The organism is Pseudomonas sp. PvP009 (assembly GCF_017832995.1).
Classification (GTDB): Bacteria; Pseudomonadota; Gammaproteobacteria; order Pseudomonadales; family Pseudomonadaceae; genus Aquipseudomonas; species Aquipseudomonas syringae.
Map to the genome: position 1 here is coordinate 4033385 of NZ_JAFIBG010000001.1, position 15251 is coordinate 4048635.

Consider the following 15251-nt stretch of genomic DNA (forward strand, 5'->3'; position numbering starts at 1 on the left):
TCATAACTGTCATCGAGGACGTAGAGTGAACATTTACTGGCTTGCAATGGTGGTGATTACAGCAGTGCTCGGAATGGTTTATGAGAAGTCACACCAGGCAGAACAGAGCTCCCAGACCGTAGAAATCTCCTTGATTGCTCATAACGTCCTCGTCTACAGAAATGCCTTGGCCGAGTATGCCTACGCTCACAAAGCTGCATCAGGAACGGTGGCCGATAACCAGTTGGCACTGCCCACCTGGTACGCGCGTTACCCTGGGGTGGAGGGAGTGATCGATGCTGGACGAAGTTACGCGTTCGTCGGATCCCCTCCTCCCGGTCTTGTTTCAGAGATGATCAATTTGACTGGGGGGTCGCTGGCCATCGGAACGGCGTCGTCTGGCAGCCTTGTCACCCCGTCATCTGGTAACGTGGGGGTCGCACTGCCGGCGACAGTACCCAACGGCGCAGCCGTGGCGTACCAATGAGTCAATTGACGGATCGTCACAGATGCGAACAGAAAGGCAGCAGGGGCGCATGCCCCTGCTGGTGTTGCTTAGACTTGTTGAATTAGTCGAATCAGACGAATAGACCAGTAAACGGTCTGCAGCGCTCTAATCAACTCTTCAGGTATGAATCGCAGCATGGCGATGTCCTCGCAGAGTGAATGGGATCAGGATTAGGCTCCTGACATATCCACACGACAGCGAGTAAACCCCCTAGAGGAGTTGACGCAGAGGGTTACCAGCAATACTCTGAGATTTCCTAGGTCCCGTTGTATGCGTCATGTGTTGCACCGATGTTAAACGCAAGAAAATTGCATTGCCACCTGATAAAGACAGTGATGCACTCTGCCCCCGCCTCGCGCGGGGGTTTTTATGACTACGCGATTTTCGTAGAAATGGTGTTTTGAGGTATCTGGAAGCATCCGGGAGACCTCTACGAGCCTTTCCGTCAAATTTCGAGATTTGGAGTGAGCAGTAATTACCAACCTTAATTCTCCGACGAGTGGTAGTGGTTGAAGGGTGGCCCACAATCCGCGGTTCTCAGTATTTGACTTTAAACGTCGGAGAGTCTTCCGGTCGCTGGCCGCGCCGATCATACAAACGCGTCGTGCTGATGTTTGAGTGCCCCAGCCAGATCTGCACCTTGGCAATGTCCGCGTCATGCTCAAGCGCGTTTGTCGCCGCCGTGGCCCGCAAACCATGGACGCCCAGACCATCAACCTTGATGCCGGCAGACATCGCCCAATGACACACGATCTTATAAATGCCATCGGCGCTCAGCCCGGTACCAGAGGCGCGACCTCGTAGTGACCTAAACAGCGACCCATTCCCTGCTCCTCGCTCAAGATCCTTTTCCATATATGCGTAGATACGTTCGGCGGCCACGGGGTGCAGCGGTAGCCAGCGCAGCTTGCCGCCTTTGCCGTTCACCCGCAGGTGCTTAATGCCCCGTCGCTCCTGCAAGTCGCTGGTTTTCAACTGCGCGCCCTCCTCCCGGCGCAGGCCGTGGTACAGCAGCACGGCCAGCACAGCACGATCTCGTAGTCCCTTGAGGCTGTCAGCCGGCGGCGCATCGAGAAGCGCCTTGGCCTGGTGGTCCGCGAGCGCGGGCGTCTTCCCTTCGTTGCTTTCGATCCGGGGCCGCTTGACGCCGTGGACCGGATTGCCCCCTGCCACTGCATTGTTCTCGAGCAGATGATCAAACAGGCTGGCAAGCGCGGCGAGTTTACGCCGGATCGTTGCTCCGGCCAGACCACGCTGCTCCAACCGAGCGCGCCAGGCCAGGACATGTGCGCGCGTCACGGCCCGAAACTCTTCGGCCCCGGCCAAGCCGACGAAACTGCAGAAGTCTTGTAGGTCGATCTGATACGCCCGGCGGGTACGTGGATTATCGATATTGGCAAACCACTCCACGGCTGAGGGTACAGCCGTCAGTTGCTGGAACTCCGCCGCCGTAAGCCGACGTCCGCCATCCTCAATTGAGATCAATTCTCCCGGCATGGACCGTACTCCGCGTCCCATTTAGCCTTAATAGCAGGCCACTCATCCGATGCCATGAGCTCACGCTGCAAGCGCTCATGGATCGGCTCAGGCACTAGGTGCTGCCAGCGATCCATTTCGGCGATCATTTCCATGCTACGAATCTCATCTCCGATTACGGCTCCCACCGCCGCAAAACGTATCCGCGCCTTGTGCCAGAATCCATCTGATGTGCCAAATTGATACAGGGGCACTATGGGCAGGTGGTGCTTTTGCCAGAGTTGCCAGAGCGCGCTTAAGGCGAACCCGCGTCGTCGATAATCTGCGTCGATTTCGATCTTGTCGATGTAGAGCCGGTCCTGCAGCGGGTTGATGCAGTAATCAATGTGGCCCACTCGCTTGCCCTCGACCTCCAGCCTGGCCAAATAGTCCATCCCAGGGAAAACGAAGTTGCCTCGTGGCGCTGCTTGCTCCTGAACCAACAAACTCAACTTGTGCGCCACCTGAATCATCATTTCAGCTTCGCGTCTATGAAAATAATGCCGAACTGGCTCAATGATAGACATACGGTCAGCCCTCCTGAATTAGCGTGATAACGTATTTCTTACATTGGTAAGTAACGGCCATAACCGACAATGGTACGCATGCGCCGCCGGGGGACGTGGTGTCAACGAGCTGACGAACAGCCATAATCCTTCACGATTTCTAGCCGATAGCTTCAAGACCAGGCCTCTGGCCATCTTGCAGTGGGAAGTCCTATGCGGCTCAGAAATATAAACCTCGCTCCACGCGCCACCTTGTTTTTTTCGGCCATCATTTTGCTGGTCGTGGTCTTGGGCGTCATCGCCATACTGCAGATGGGCAAGCTTCGCGATACGGAAAAGGATGTCGAACTGAATTGGCTACCCAGTATTCGGCAAACCGCGATGATGAACTCCACCGTCCTTCGCGTCCGGTTGGAGACCCAGCGGGCCGTTGCCGATCCTCAAACCGTTCAGCAGACCATCGTCAAATTTCCTGCCTACCGGAAAGCCATGAAGGATGCGGTCTATAACTATGAGACCCTCATTGCGAGTGACCAGGAGCGACAGTTGTTCTTGGCCGTGAAAAAGTCCTACGACGATTACGCAAGCCAACTGGATCTGCTGGAACCTTTGTTGAAGGCAGGCGACACCGCTTCGATTGTCAAACTCGTCGCTACCGGTATACGTCCCCTCACGAACCAAATGGAAACTCAGGTCGAGGAATTAACACAATTCAATAACAAAGGCGCTGCGCTTGCCGGTGTTCAAGCGACGCAAGTTTATGATTCAGGTCTTTACATCGTCATCGGCCTGATTATCTTCGTCGCGCTCCTGACTCTTTGTTTGGCAACTCTTCTAACCAAAACGATTACGTCGCCCATCGGGAGCGCCCTTAGCGTCGCCGAACGCATTGCCTCAAGCGATCTGACGAAGGAGGTTGAGGTAAGCGGTACCGACGAGGCAGGCAGGCTTTTGAGCGCGTTGGCCACGATGCAGCAGAACCTTCGAAGCACGATCATGCAGATCGCTGACTCCTCATCCCAACTGGCTGCCGCCTCGGAAGAAATGACCGCGGTGACTGAGCAATCCAGCCTTGGCCTGGTGTCGCAGAATGATGAAGTAAATCAGGCTGCAACTGCTGTCACCGAGATGAGCGCTGCAGTGGACGAGGTAGCACGCAATGCCGAATCAGCTTCCGAAGAGTCCAGGAAAGGTCAGGGCTATACGGAGGTTGGTTTGGAGCGTGTATCGCAGACGCTTAAGTCCATCGAAAAGCTGTCGAGCAACGTGCGCGACACCAGCGAGCAGATCACTGGCTTGTCCAATCGTGCACAGAACATTTCCAAAGTGGTTGAGGTGATCAGAGCCATTGCTGAGCAGACCAATCTGCTTGCGCTCAATGCCGCGATCGAGGCCGCTAGGGCGGGTGAACAAGGCCGAGGCTTCGCAGTCGTTGCTGACGAAGTTCGAGCCCTCGCTCACCGCACGCAAGTGTCTACGCAAGAAATTGAGCAGATGATTCAGGCCATTCAGAACGATTCTGACCAGGCCGTGAAGGCGATGGCCACCAGCAGAGAACTGGCTGCAGAATCCCTAAGCGTCGCAGGCGATGCCAGCAGTTCGCTTGACCAGATCGCGACAGCTATTACGGGCATCAACGAGCGTAACATTCTCATCGCCACCGCTTCGGAAGAACAGGCGCACGTCGCCCGGGAAGTCGATCGCAATCTGGTTAGCATTCGCGAGCTGGCCTCCCAAAGTTCTGCAGGTGCAAGCCAGACTGCAAGCGCTTGCAACGAGATGTCGAAGCTTGCGGTTAGTCTGAATCAGCTGGTCAATCGTTTCAAGGTTTAAGGTATTCACGTACGTCAGCGGACTCGTCCGATGTCCTTGGATATCGGACCTAGACTGTCGACTGTGCCTTGGCGATATACCGTCCTCCCTGAGCGTGAGCCTGCAGGGATTGCACAGTCTATTGGCTATTGGGTTGATCGGCTGTTTGTGTTTTGTGGGGTGGGTGACGTTGCGGGCCCGTGAAGATGTCCCGTAGGATCGTTGATCTGAATTGTCTTCCCATGCTGCCATCCATCCGCACCTGGATCTGCTTTGGGGATCTGAATATCGGCTCGTTGAGCTTTGATTGCCGACTTGACGATTCCCAAGCGTTGGTTGCGTTGTTGCTGCATTGCGGGATCAGCCTGGCCGTCAGCTGTGAACCCCATCATCAGTTGTGGAACACCTAGGGGAAGTGTTTTGTCTTGATCGGTGTGCCAGGTGTGCCACGTCTTGCCATGGGTATGAGCCAGTCGCTCCACCCGGTCAGCAATCTGAGTGACTCCACAGCAATTGAGCTTCATGGCCTGAAGATTGGTTGATAACAGATCGGGGATTCGCCACTTGCCTTTAGGCCTCAGTGTGGACTAAACACTATGCCGCCATTGCCGGAGCTGGTGAGGTGATTCAAAGAGACGGAACTTAGGAACTTGGGGATTTTCCGAATAAGGGAACTTCGTCACATTCCGGGAAAGGAATTGCCCATGCCACACTCCGCTCATTATCGAATCGAGTACGTGCACAATGGTGCCGACAAGAGCTTTTACGTCAGCGCGGAAATCATGAGCAATGCTGAGGCCTGGCACTGGGCTGCAGTGGATTCGGGGGTAGCGCAGATCCCGAAATATCGCCGAGACAGGGTCCAGATCGTTAGCAAGCCACTCGCCAAGCGGCACGGTATTGTCCAGGTGCAGTGGTCGCACGCTTAGTAGTCAGCTCAGTCTCGCATGGTGTATCAATGCACCATTAGAGCAAGCTGGCGGGCTTTGACGGCTGCACTGAACAAGAACGAATAGTCATCTGACCCCGTTGGGCCCCTCCAGCACTTGCCTCACCTTCTTAGCCAGATCGATGGGCACGTAAGATTTGGATAACATCAAAATCCCCCCGCATCCGTAGGCTCTAGCGAGTTTTCGGAATAACCAGTTTTCAGCGACACCTTTGGAGTGGGGTAAAAGCGCTTGGCTTCCCGGGCCAGCGTCACGCCTTTCATTCCACCAGGAATTGATCAGGTCGTAAGCGTCTGCCGAACACATCTTGTACCAGCCCGTTTGGTGTAGACGGACGCTCGAAACACCCTGTCGAGGCTATCGCGCTATTCGGTTTCGATGGCAGCTTGCTCCCCCTATGCTCTTGACTCGTCTAGGAGCAGCAACCAGAGCGAACCCCAGCAGCAGGTTCAAAAAGTGACTCAACAATCGTGCAGTCTGGAGTGTTCGAACCTAAGCATGTTGACTCACACATACCTGCCATTGAGAGCAGCTCTACCCGGATTTGCTGAAGCTTTGCTACCTTCGACTCTACTTCCGCTAGGTGCTTCTTGACCACCGAAAGCGCGTCAGCGCACGGACGATCAGCATCTGCTGCGAGCGCGATGAGTTCTCGGATATCTTCGAGCGGGAAACCCAATTCACGATTCTGCCGGATGAAGACGAGTCTTGATCGATGCTTTTCAGTATAGATTCGATGACGCCCAGTCGACCGCAGGGCGGGAGGTAAAAGGCCTATTTTCTCGTAGTAGCGAATCGTTTCAATGTGGCAACCCGTTGATTTCGACAGCGCCCCGATTCCTGACATGCAAACTCCCCAAGCATTTTCTTGAACCTGTAGCAGCTACAGATATTAACCTGTCTTCAGAAAATAATTTCACGCGCTTGAAGGGCATTTTGTGGACAGAGAACAGCTAGAGACTAACCAGATTCCCATTTACTTCGTCGCGGTCATTGTCGCGGCCCTCGGAGGCCTGCTCGCCCCCAATGCGTCTGAAGCATTAGGGTCGACGGTGACACCCACCATCGCAGTGCTGATGTACGCCATGTTTCTACAGATCCCGTTCTTGGATCTCCGTAATGGCCTCGCAAATAAGCGTTTCATGGCGGCGCTGCTCACAGCCAACTTCGTGGCCATCCCCTTGCTGGTTTGGGCATTGACGATGGGGATAACCAATCACCCGGCGATTTTGGTGGGTGCCCTGTTGGTCTTGCTGACGCCTTGTATCGACTATGTGGTGGTTTTTACCCATATCGGTAAAGGCGACTCCAAACTCACTCTGGCGGCCACCCCATTGCTTCTTTTGATGCAGCTTGTACTGCTGCCGGTGTACCTGACCTTCATGCTGGGTAACGACTCAACAGTGGTCATTTCTATAGGCCCATTTGTTGAGGCCTTTGTGATGCTGATCGCTTTGCCTTTGGTCTTAGCGGTAGCAACAGCTGCCGGGGCAAAGAGATCACGCATCGTTGAAAGCTGGAACAACGCATGGGCCTGGATGCCTGTACCGGCTATGGCGGCTGTATTGGTCGTGATGGGTAGGCTGCCCTGGGCGCTAGGCTCAGTTTCACTACACGTCGTGGGCTCGCTGGTAATGACGGCTGCCGGGCTTCTGTCCTATCAAATAATCAACACGCGCTGAGGAGAGGAACATGAAAGCTTTTCTGGTGACCTTCTTTACTCAACAGAATCGTCGCTATCAGGGAAAGATGCTCGGCGACTGGGTCGTTGATTTGGCGAAAGAAATGGGACTGCGGGGTGCGACTCTGTCCACAGGTATCGAAGGCTTTGGGCATACCGGCCGGCTGCATTCCTCGCATTTTTTTGAACTAGCGGATCAGCCTACCGAAATTCGTATGGCCATTACCGAGGACGAATCTGAACAGTTATTCAAGCGATTGGAGCTTGAAGATATCTCGTTGTTTTACATAAAAACCCCAGTTGAGCTGGGCTTCGTCGGAACAGAGGTCACCTAGTTTGGCCCTCTTTCGTAAGCGGTGACTCGAAGACGCCTTCGCTTGCCTCGTACTCCGAAACACGATTTTACATTTTGGACAGACCTAGCTAAGATCGGCGCATTGGAGATGGCATTCCTCCATTAACAAACCGCTGCGCCCGTAGCAGCTGATGATGCCTACAGAAACCTGATCAAACCAGGTCTGTAGGCGTTCGCGCTTAGAATCCCTTCTTTGGTCAGGCCCACTTATTTTTTGTGGCTGGCCAAATGTCTAAATTTCGACGACCTGAACAACTCGACTTACTGCCCTATATAGCGAAATGGCTTGCGCTTGCTGGTCTTGTAGCTCTTTTGGCAGGCTCTGCTTCTGCGTTATTCCTGCTTTCTTTGGATCATGCCACCCAGTGGCGAGAAACCCATCCCTGGGTAATCTGGCTCCTGCCAGTGGCCGGCTTTGCTGTGGGACTTGCATATCACTTGATAGGCAAACCCGTTGATGCCGGAAACAACCTGATCATCGATGAGATCCATGATCCTAAGAAGATCGTGCCTTTGCGCATGGTGCCGATGGTGCTGATCGGAACCGTGGTTTCCCACCTTTTTGGTGCATCTGTGGGACGTGAGGGGACGGCGGTGCAAATGGGCGGTGCCCTTGCCGATCAACTGACGCATGTCTTCCGTCTGCGCCGCGAAGACCGTCGGGTGATTCTCATGGCCGGTATCAGTGCTGGCTTTGCGTCCGTCTTCGGCACCCCTCTTGCCGGGGCTTTATTCGGACTTGAAGTATTGGCCATTGGACGTATGCGTTACGACGCGCTTTTCCCTTGCGTGGTTGCGGCAATCGTTGCTGACCAGGTGGGGCAAGCCTGGGGCGTGGTTCACACGCATTACGTCATTGGCGAAGTGGTTCCGGTGCAGCTGTGGAGCGTCATGGCTGTGGTGGCAGCTGGGATTGTCTTTGGCCTTACCGGCCTGCTATTCGCGACTGCGACCCACAAGCTCGGAGCCTTCGTTAAGCGGCTTATCACCTATTCACCATTAAGACCCTTCGCCGGCGGCCTGCTGATCGCAGTCGCAGTGTGGGCGCTCGGTAGTAACCATTACATCGACGTTGATAAGTACATCGGGCTAGGCATTCCGAGCATCGTCCAATCCTTTCAAATGCCAATGGCCCCTTGGGACTGGCTTGGAAAGATGGTGTTCACCGTTGTCTCCCTGGGGACTGGATTCAAGGGCGGCGAAGTCACACCGCTGTTTTACATCGGTGCCACCTTGGGGAATGCGCTGGCTCCCCTCTTGCACCTTCCCTTCGGCATGCTGGCTGGTATCGGCTTTGTCGCCGTCTTTGCCGGTGCAGCTAATACGCCACTGGCAACCATCGTTATGGCCATGGAGCTCTTCGGGCCCGAAATTGCTCCGCTTGCAGCCATTGCCTGTATCGCAAGTTACCTCGTATCCGGACACACCGGGATCTATCACGCCCAGCGCGTCGGCCACAGCAAGCATCACCGTCCTCTTCCGGAGGAAATCCGGCTCTCTGATATCAAGCAATTTCATGCTCAAAGTGAATCCGCCAGCGAGCGGAAAGTGACTCTTGCGGGGGAAGAGAAATGATTGAACATCACCAAGATCGCCTGACAGCTTTGCAACTCTATTTTCCTGGCGCTAGCCGGGCTCGCGTGACCAGCTTCTGGCACCACCTAAGCGCACCTGCACTAGCCCAGCACCTCCTTAAAGTTGCTCAAAAAGCAAGAATTGAGCAGGTCATGCTCAAGACGATTTCTGCAGGTTATTTGCCAGGCCATCGCATCTCCCATCATCACCCGGAGCTTGGCGATATGCGTCATCCCCAGTGTCTGGAATTGCTAGATACAGAGGACAAGCTGCGCGCATACCTGCGCGACCACGCTGACGAGTTACGCAAGGTGCGAGCAGTTCTTCTCTTATGTGAGTTACCGCTCACTGACGCGTCGTAATTCAGTTTGAAAACAGCTCGGAAATGAAGAGGTAAGGCCGACCGAAGCGTCGGTCACTCGCGACATTAGAGGATGTAGCTATGAACGGCTTTCAACTGACGTTTTTCACCGAACAGAGTACCAACTACCAGCACCTTCCACTGGGAGAGTGGTTGGTCGAGTTCGCCAAGCGAGAGGGCGCGTTGGGTGCGACGTTGGTGAGCGGTACAGAGGGGCTAGATCATTTGGGGCATTTGCATACGGCGCATTTCCTCGGCGGTGCCGACCATCCCGTCACGGTGACTATATCCACTGATGAAATTGGGTGCGACAGGTTGCTGGAGGCATTGGCCAAGGAGTCGTTTTCACTGAGCTATATCAAATTGCCCATCGAATACGGTCGAGTGGGCCAGGCGAAAAACTAAAAAACGCACCTTGTTGGACAACCGATAAAAAGGATAAACGCCATGTACCGAGTTTATAACCTACGTCCACAGCCAGCCCCCGCTAACTGGGCTCATGACAACAGGCAGCTCCTCGTAGGACTGGTTTTTTGGTCGCTTTTTCTGGCGGGCATCGCAGACAATCAAAAGATTTCGAGCGAGGGGTGGTACGTCGTCACCCCGCTCGAAGGCGCATTAGTCACGATGCGTATGCCCAGTGAAAAGTCCTGCAAGGCCGACGTAGCCCAGACCTGCGTACCGGGCTACGAGCTGAGAGCACAGCAACATTGAGCGCGATGGCGGTTGGCAATCCAAAGATGAGATCGCGAAATGGAGCTCACCGACGTCGGCTCATCAAAATCATTTTAGAGAATTGGGAGACCACATGAGCGCAGTGACGCTGAGCATCGTATTCGGGCTTGTGATGGGCAGGTTTTTCACAGGATCCGTCTATGAGTTCGCCGCGCTTTTCATCGTAAGCGTTGGAGTGTCCTTGCTGACCTTTCATCTGCTAAATCAAAGGCGCGTCAGGCTACAAGCCCAGACGGCGTATTGCTGCTCTGTAATGGTTGCTTCAAACCAAATGATGGAGCTTTTCCAGATGGCAAAAAGAGGGCAGTTCATGCCCTTGGTGGGAGAGATTCCTGAACTAATTATTGGAGGCTTCTTGGTTCCCGCAATTGCGGTGTCGGCAGTGCAGCTGTTCAGGATACTCATGGAGAGCTGACGTCCGACATAGAGGCCTCTCAACGGATTCAAATGGTTAATGACGCTCCCGAATCGTTACTTGGAGAAGATCAATGAAAACGCAAATCCAGGCCATTCATGCACGTGAAATTCTCGATTCACGCGGTAACCCTACCGTTGAAGTCGACGTCACCTTGGAGTGCGGCGCCATGGGCCGGGCTTCAGTACCGTCCGGTGCCTCTACAGGCGCTCACGAAGCAGTTGAGTTGCGTGACAAAGATACACAGCGGTACTCCGGCAAGGGAGTGTTAAAGGCCGTTAGCAATGTGAATACCGAAATACTTGAGTCTCTGAGGGGCATGAATGCGATTGACCAGGAACAAATTGATCATTTGATGATTAAGCTGGATGGAACCTCTGATAAATCCAGGCTTGGAGGAAACGCGATCTTGGGCGTGAGCCTCGCCGTTGCCAGAGCGGCGGCTTCTGCGCTGAACTTGCCCTTGTTCCAATATCTGGGCGGCGAGCAAGCAGCAAGAATGCCCGTCCCGATGTTCAATATTCTCAATGGCGGTGTTCACGCCAACTGGCAAGGCCCTGACTTTCAGGAATTCATGATTGCACCTACAGGGGCTGGCAGTTTCAAGGAAGCCTTGCGATGGGGCTCCGAGGTGTACCACGAGCTGAAAGCGGTGCTTAAGGACGCCGGCTATTCAACAGCGGTCGGAGATGAGGGCGGCTTTGCGCCGGCACTCAAGAAAAACTCAGACGCCATTGAGCTGATCATCAAGGCAATCGAGAGGGCTGGTTACACCCCTGGATCTCAGATCGAGATCGCTATCGATCCAGCATCCAGCGGCTTCTATGAAAACGGCCTTTACCATCTGCGCTCTGAGGGTCGTAAGGTCGATGCTCAAGAGCTGATTAATCTCTATTCCTCCTGGGTCGACAAGTATCCGATTGCGGTACTGGAAGATGGACTCGCGGAAGACGATTGGTCAGGCTGGAAGCTATTGAATGCAGCTCTGGGTGACCGGATCGAGTTGGTTGGAGATGACCTATTTGTCACCAATGTCGAACGGATTCAGCGAGGCATCACAGAAAACGTCGCCAATGCCGTATTGATCAAACCTAATCAAATCGGAACGCTGACTGAGACCAAAGCCGCCATCGAAATGGCCTATGGGGCAAATTGGGGGGCGATGGTTTCTCATCGTAGCGGGGAGACGGTGGACAGCTCCATCGCTGATCTGACTGTCGCGATGGGGACTGGCCATCTCAAGACAGGAGCTCCATGCCGGGGGGAGCGGGTCGAGAAATACAATCAGTTTCTGCGAATAGAAGAGGATCTTGGCAGCCGTGCGTTTTATGCAGGACATGATGCATTCGTGCGCTGACGGCCTATCGCCGGTAAACCTGTTGGACTGGTTACCGTAAAAAAACGAACCACGTATAGCTGTTGGCAAAAACGTCAGTGGCATTGGCCTTTCCTAGACGCTTGGAGATATGAGCATGAGCTACACGGATATTCCAGCTGGTAACGCGATCCCCGATGACTTCTTCACCGTTATCGAGATTCCTGCAAACCACTCGCCGATCAAGTACGAGGTGGACAAGCCAAGTGGACAGATCTTCGTTGATCGCTTCCTCAGCACGCCGATGTTCTACCCGGCTAACTACGGGTTCATTCCAAATACCTTGAGCGATGACGGCGATCCTTTGGACGTCCTCGTGATTTGCCCTTACCCGGTATCACCTGGCGTTGTCATCCGCAGTCGCCCAGTAGGTGTGATGTACATGACGGACGAAGCTGGTGCGGATGCCAAGGTAATCGCAGTGCCTCATGAAAAACTCAGCTCTATGTACAGCAATGTAAAGGAATGCTCTGACCTCCCTGCGTTACTCCTCGCACAGATTCAGCACTTCTTCGAAAACTACAAAGCGTTAGAGCCGGGTAAGTGGGTGAAAATGGGCCGCTGGGGGAGCGCAGACGAAGCGCGGGAAGATATTCGTAAATCGGTAGCGGCCTATAACCTGAAGAAGGAGGCTTCCAAGTAGTGTTACTCAATCAGAAAAGCGCAGAGCAGGAAATTTCTCTTAAGGTAAGAGAAGACTTTTTGCTGCTGCCGAAAACTGCTGAATTGACGCGCTGGGTAATGGCCCAGTCCACGGGCGAAAGAACATTACCGTATTTCGATCCACTGGATGGCGGCGTCTTCGCAAGGGTATTGATCTTGTTGGAATCGCCCGCTCGAACGGTCAGTCTTCCACGGTATGTCTCAAGAGACAATCCGGGGCCTGCACAACGCAACCTGAAAGGTTTCATTGAGCAGGTTGGACTGGCACGTCACAAAACCGTCCTTTGGAATTTGTACCCTTGGTTACCAGATCTCGATAAGCCCAAGGGTCCGCTCCGCAGAGCGCAAATTGAGGAAGGTATCGAGATGCTGATCACGCTACTGACGCTTTTCCCTGATCTCGTCACTATCGTGTTTGCCGGACGTGTTGCCCAGAAAGCCATACCGCGTGTTCGGCTCGCCTTCCCTAATTTTTCATTGCTGGAAATGCCACACCCAAGCCCCCTTTCCGTTTGCACTCACCCGAATGTTAGGCAGCGCATTTTGTCCACACTGCGTCACGCCAAACAGTCGATCAAGTAGCCAAAGGCTCAGGTTTTGCTCGCCTTGCTCAGCGAGTGGATACACGGCGAGACGAACAAGTTGCCGCGATAGGCACCAGCCAGGGTTTTAGCCGCGACGATCATCCACATGACAGTCAGCATCAACACCAGCACCACGCCAAAGAAGCTAAAGAACGTGAGGTGCAGCATAGAGCCCAATTTGAGGGTTGTTACGGCGTACACTCCCAGCGGAAAGGTGAAGCCCCACCAGCCGAGGTTGAAGGGAATGCCCTCCCTGAAGTAGCGCCCGGTAATTAGCAGCGCCAATACCATCCACCACAATCCCAGCCCCCAGAACAGCACACCACCGATCAAGCCAATGCCCTCGGCTACGCCGCCGATGCTTGCCATTCCATGGGCAGCAAAGATTGCTGGAGCATCGTTGCCCAGCAGCAACATCCCCAAAGCCCCGGTACCGATCGGCCCTAAAGACAGCCAGCTCGATGCTGCCATGCTTTCATGAGGTAGTTTGTGCAGAGCCATGCGCAGTAACAGGATCACCAGTATGCTCAAGGCGACGGGCACCGAGTAGGCCCACAGCACGTAGCTGGTGATGAGCATGGTGAACTGTGCGCTCGCATCAGCGAGGTGCGGAGCCAATAGACCGCCACTGGCGGCAGCCACCTCAGCCGCAACTACTGGCAGCAGCCATACCGCTGTCATCTGATCAATGCTGTGCTGCTGGCGAGTAAACATCATATACGGGATCAGCACCCCGCAGGCCAATGCCATGGTGACATCGATCCACCACAACACTTCGGCTAAAGCGACTACCCCACCCCCCCAGCGTGGCAAACCATAAAGGAGAAAACCGTTGATGATGGTCGCCAATCCCATGGGGATAGTTCCAAAAAACATCGATACAGTGGAGTGGCCGAAGATCTGTTTGGCCTCATCGAAGAACAATACCCAACGGCTCGCGTACATCAGCGTAAACAGGCAAAACAGCACGATATTAAAAAACCACAAGGCTTCCCCTAACGCTTTGGGCCACTGCGCAACAAAGGGCAGTTGGCCCAGAGCCAGCGCCAGAATCCCGGTGCCCATCGTGGCGGCGAACCAGTTGGGTGTGAACTGCCGGATCGCTTCTCGTGGATTGGACAAAGCCGCCAGTGGATGGCTGCCGCCCATTATAGCTGCGAGTCGTGTCTCACTCATTTTCGCGCTCCCGCTTCAGTGTGCCTTCGATATGACATGGTTGAAGTATAGCTTGATGGGAATAGCGGTAAAAACGGATAGTATAGGTTTATATGACCTATAAAGAAGGTAGATTACATGAAGCTAAGCCTACGCCAGCTACAAATTTTCTGCGCCGTCGCGCAGCACGGTAGCACCACCAGCGCCGCCATTTCGGTGTCACTGTCCCAATCTGCAACCAGCGCCGCACTGAACGAGTTGGAAAGCGCCTTGGATACCAGGCTGTTCGACCGTGTAGGCAAGCGTTTAGTGCTGAACGATAACGGCCATGCCTTACTGCCTCAAGCCAGAAGGATGCTTGAGAATGCACAACAGATAGAGGCCAGTTTCTTACCCGGCCATGCCGGGCTGAAGACACGCTTGCGGGTAGGATGCAGTACCACGATAGGCAATTATGTTCTGCCATTGATTCTCGGTGAGCTACGTCAATCAACACCACATTTGAGGGTCGATGTCGACATGGCCAACAGCATGGCTATCGCAAGAAGAGTCGCTGATTTCGAGATTGATATGGGCCTGATCGAGGGGCCTTGCCACCTGCCCGAACTCAGTGCCGAGCCTTGGCTAATTGATGAGTTGCTTATTGCCGCAGGCCAACGGCACCCCTTGGCACTAAAGCAGCAGGTCACACTTGATGATCTTCGTACCGCTGAATGGCTACTGCGCGAGCCAGGTTCTGGTACCCGTGAAGAAGTCGAACAATTGCTGCTGCGTCATTTGCACGATCTCGCCGAAACGCGCCAGATCGGCAGTTCAGAGGCCATCAAGCATACCCTCGCACAAGGCATCGGCATCAGTTGCCTGTCCCGCTGGGTCGTTCGGGATCTACTGGCCTCTGAAGTCTTGGTTGAACTGCCGCACGCGTTGCCTGCACTGACCCGACGTTTTTTTCTGATCCGTCACCGGGACAAATACATCTCGCCTGGGCTTGAGCGATTCTGGGAAAAATGCAGTCAATTCGTGAGCCAGGAGTAGCTAGACCTATTTATAAAACAGGTAAGAGCTACCAAAACAAGTTGTTT

General features: G+C 54.1%; 16 protein-coding genes, 3 pseudogenes and 1 riboswitch. Of the genes and pseudogenes, 14 read left to right on the forward strand and 5 right to left on the reverse strand.

Features of this window, described 5'->3' with window-relative positions; all coding sequences use genetic code 11:
• Positions 1 to 25: 25 nt before the first annotated feature.
• Positions 26 to 466, forward strand: coding sequence for a type IV pilus biogenesis protein PilM (locus tag JOE29_RS17155; RefSeq protein WP_003425016.1), 441 nt, complete (start codon positions 26 to 28; stop codon positions 464 to 466).
• Between the two features lie 558 nt (positions 467 to 1024).
• Here the strand turns inward: JOE29_RS17155 and JOE29_RS17160 are convergent.
• Together JOE29_RS17160 and JOE29_RS17165 are read right to left on the reverse strand one after the other, a co-directional pair.
• The gene (locus JOE29_RS17160; protein ID WP_003425017.1) at positions 1025 to 1984 is read right to left on the reverse strand and encodes a tyrosine-type recombinase/integrase; all 960 of its coding nucleotides are present in this window, start codon (positions 1982 to 1984) and stop codon (positions 1025 to 1027) included.
• Positions 1969 to 2529, reverse strand: coding sequence for a GNAT family N-acetyltransferase (locus tag JOE29_RS17165; protein WP_003425019.1), 561 nt, complete (start codon positions 2527 to 2529; stop codon positions 1969 to 1971). Before JOE29_RS17165 ends, JOE29_RS17160 begins: the two co-directional genes overlap by 16 nt.
• Positions 2530 to 2721: 192 nt before the next feature.
• Here JOE29_RS17165 and JOE29_RS17170 point away from each other — a divergent pair, with 192 nt between their 5' ends.
• Positions 2722 to 4341 (forward strand): methyl-accepting chemotaxis protein, encoded by a 1620-nt coding sequence (locus tag JOE29_RS17170; protein WP_003425021.1) that lies wholly within the window; start codon positions 2722 to 2724, stop codon positions 4339 to 4341.
• Between the two features lie 125 nt (positions 4342 to 4466).
• On the opposite strand, the pseudogene JOE29_RS17175 reads toward JOE29_RS17170, so the two are convergent.
• Positions 4467 to 4802 (reverse strand): annotated as a pseudogene (locus JOE29_RS17175) (DUF1264 domain-containing protein); the annotation flags it as partial.
• A 222-nt stretch (positions 4803 to 5024) separates the two neighbouring features.
• Between JOE29_RS17175 and JOE29_RS17180 the strand changes: the two are divergent.
• The gene (locus JOE29_RS17180; RefSeq protein WP_003425025.1) at positions 5025 to 5249 is read left to right on the forward strand and encodes a DUF6555 family protein; all 225 of its coding nucleotides are present in this window, start codon (positions 5025 to 5027) and stop codon (positions 5247 to 5249) included.
• Positions 5250 to 5336: 87 nt separating this feature from the next.
• Here JOE29_RS17180 and JOE29_RS25500 read toward each other — a convergent pair.
• Positions 5337 to 5545 (reverse strand): annotated as a pseudogene (locus tag JOE29_RS25500) (hybrid sensor histidine kinase/response regulator); the annotation flags it as partial.
• A 663-nt stretch (positions 5546 to 6208) separates the two neighbouring features.
• On the opposite strand from JOE29_RS25500, the pseudogene JOE29_RS17190 reads away from it, so the two are divergent.
• The 10 genes and pseudogenes from JOE29_RS17190 to JOE29_RS17235 all read left to right on the forward strand — a co-directional run.
• Positions 6209 to 6847 (forward strand): annotated as a pseudogene (locus JOE29_RS17190) (arsenic resistance protein); the annotation flags it as partial.
• A 115-nt stretch (positions 6848 to 6962) separates the two neighbouring features.
• Positions 6963 to 7286 carry a DUF190 domain-containing protein gene (locus tag JOE29_RS17195; RefSeq protein WP_003425054.1) on the forward strand — a complete coding sequence of 108 codons (324 nt, stop codon included), beginning with the start codon at positions 6963 to 6965 and terminating at the stop codon, positions 7284 to 7286.
• Between the two features lie 95 nt (positions 7287 to 7381).
• Positions 7382 to 7454, forward strand: a riboswitch (Fluoride riboswitch).
• Between the two features lie 80 nt (positions 7455 to 7534).
• Entirely contained in the window at positions 7535 to 8881 is a 1347-nt protein-coding gene (locus JOE29_RS17200) for a voltage-gated chloride channel family protein (protein ID WP_011267047.1), read from the forward strand.
• Entirely contained in the window at positions 8878 to 9243 is a 366-nt protein-coding gene (locus tag JOE29_RS17205) for a hypothetical protein (RefSeq protein WP_003317538.1), read from the forward strand. Before JOE29_RS17200 ends, JOE29_RS17205 begins: the two co-directional genes overlap by 4 nt.
• An 80-nt stretch (positions 9244 to 9323) precedes the next feature.
• Positions 9324 to 9647: a DUF190 domain-containing protein gene (locus JOE29_RS17210; protein WP_003425060.1), complete on the forward strand. Its 324-nt coding sequence runs from the start codon at positions 9324 to 9326 to the stop codon at positions 9645 to 9647.
• Between the two features lie 42 nt (positions 9648 to 9689).
• The gene (locus JOE29_RS17215) at positions 9690 to 9956 is read left to right on the forward strand and encodes a hypothetical protein (protein WP_003317536.1); all 267 of its coding nucleotides are present in this window, start codon (positions 9690 to 9692) and stop codon (positions 9954 to 9956) included.
• A 94-nt stretch (positions 9957 to 10050) separates the two neighbouring features.
• Complete coding sequence (locus JOE29_RS17220) at positions 10051 to 10392, forward strand: hypothetical protein (protein ID WP_003317535.1); 342 nt, start codon at positions 10051 to 10053, stop codon at positions 10390 to 10392.
• Between the two features lie 73 nt (positions 10393 to 10465).
• Positions 10466 to 11749 carry a phosphopyruvate hydratase gene (gene eno, locus JOE29_RS17225; RefSeq protein ID WP_003317534.1) on the forward strand — a complete coding sequence of 428 codons (1284 nt, stop codon included), beginning with the start codon at positions 10466 to 10468 and terminating at the stop codon, positions 11747 to 11749.
• Between the two features lie 115 nt (positions 11750 to 11864).
• Entirely contained in the window at positions 11865 to 12410 is a 546-nt protein-coding gene (ppa, locus tag JOE29_RS17230) for an inorganic diphosphatase (RefSeq protein WP_003317533.1), read from the forward strand.
• Positions 12410 to 13012, forward strand: coding sequence for a uracil-DNA glycosylase (locus tag JOE29_RS17235; RefSeq protein ID WP_003317532.1), 603 nt, complete (start codon positions 12410 to 12412; stop codon positions 13010 to 13012). Before ppa ends, JOE29_RS17235 begins: the two co-directional genes overlap by 1 nt.
• Positions 13013 to 13020: 8 nt before the next feature.
• On the opposite strand, the gene JOE29_RS17240 is transcribed toward JOE29_RS17235, so the two are convergent.
• Positions 13021 to 14190, reverse strand: coding sequence for a TDT family transporter (locus JOE29_RS17240; RefSeq protein WP_010428856.1), 1170 nt, complete (start codon positions 14188 to 14190; stop codon positions 13021 to 13023).
• A gap of 117 nt (positions 14191 to 14307) precedes the next feature.
• Between JOE29_RS17240 and JOE29_RS17245 the strand changes: the two genes are divergently transcribed.
• Positions 14308 to 15204, forward strand: coding sequence for a LysR family transcriptional regulator (locus tag JOE29_RS17245; RefSeq protein WP_003317531.1), 897 nt, complete (start codon positions 14308 to 14310; stop codon positions 15202 to 15204).
• Positions 15205 to 15251: the final 47 nt, after the last annotated feature.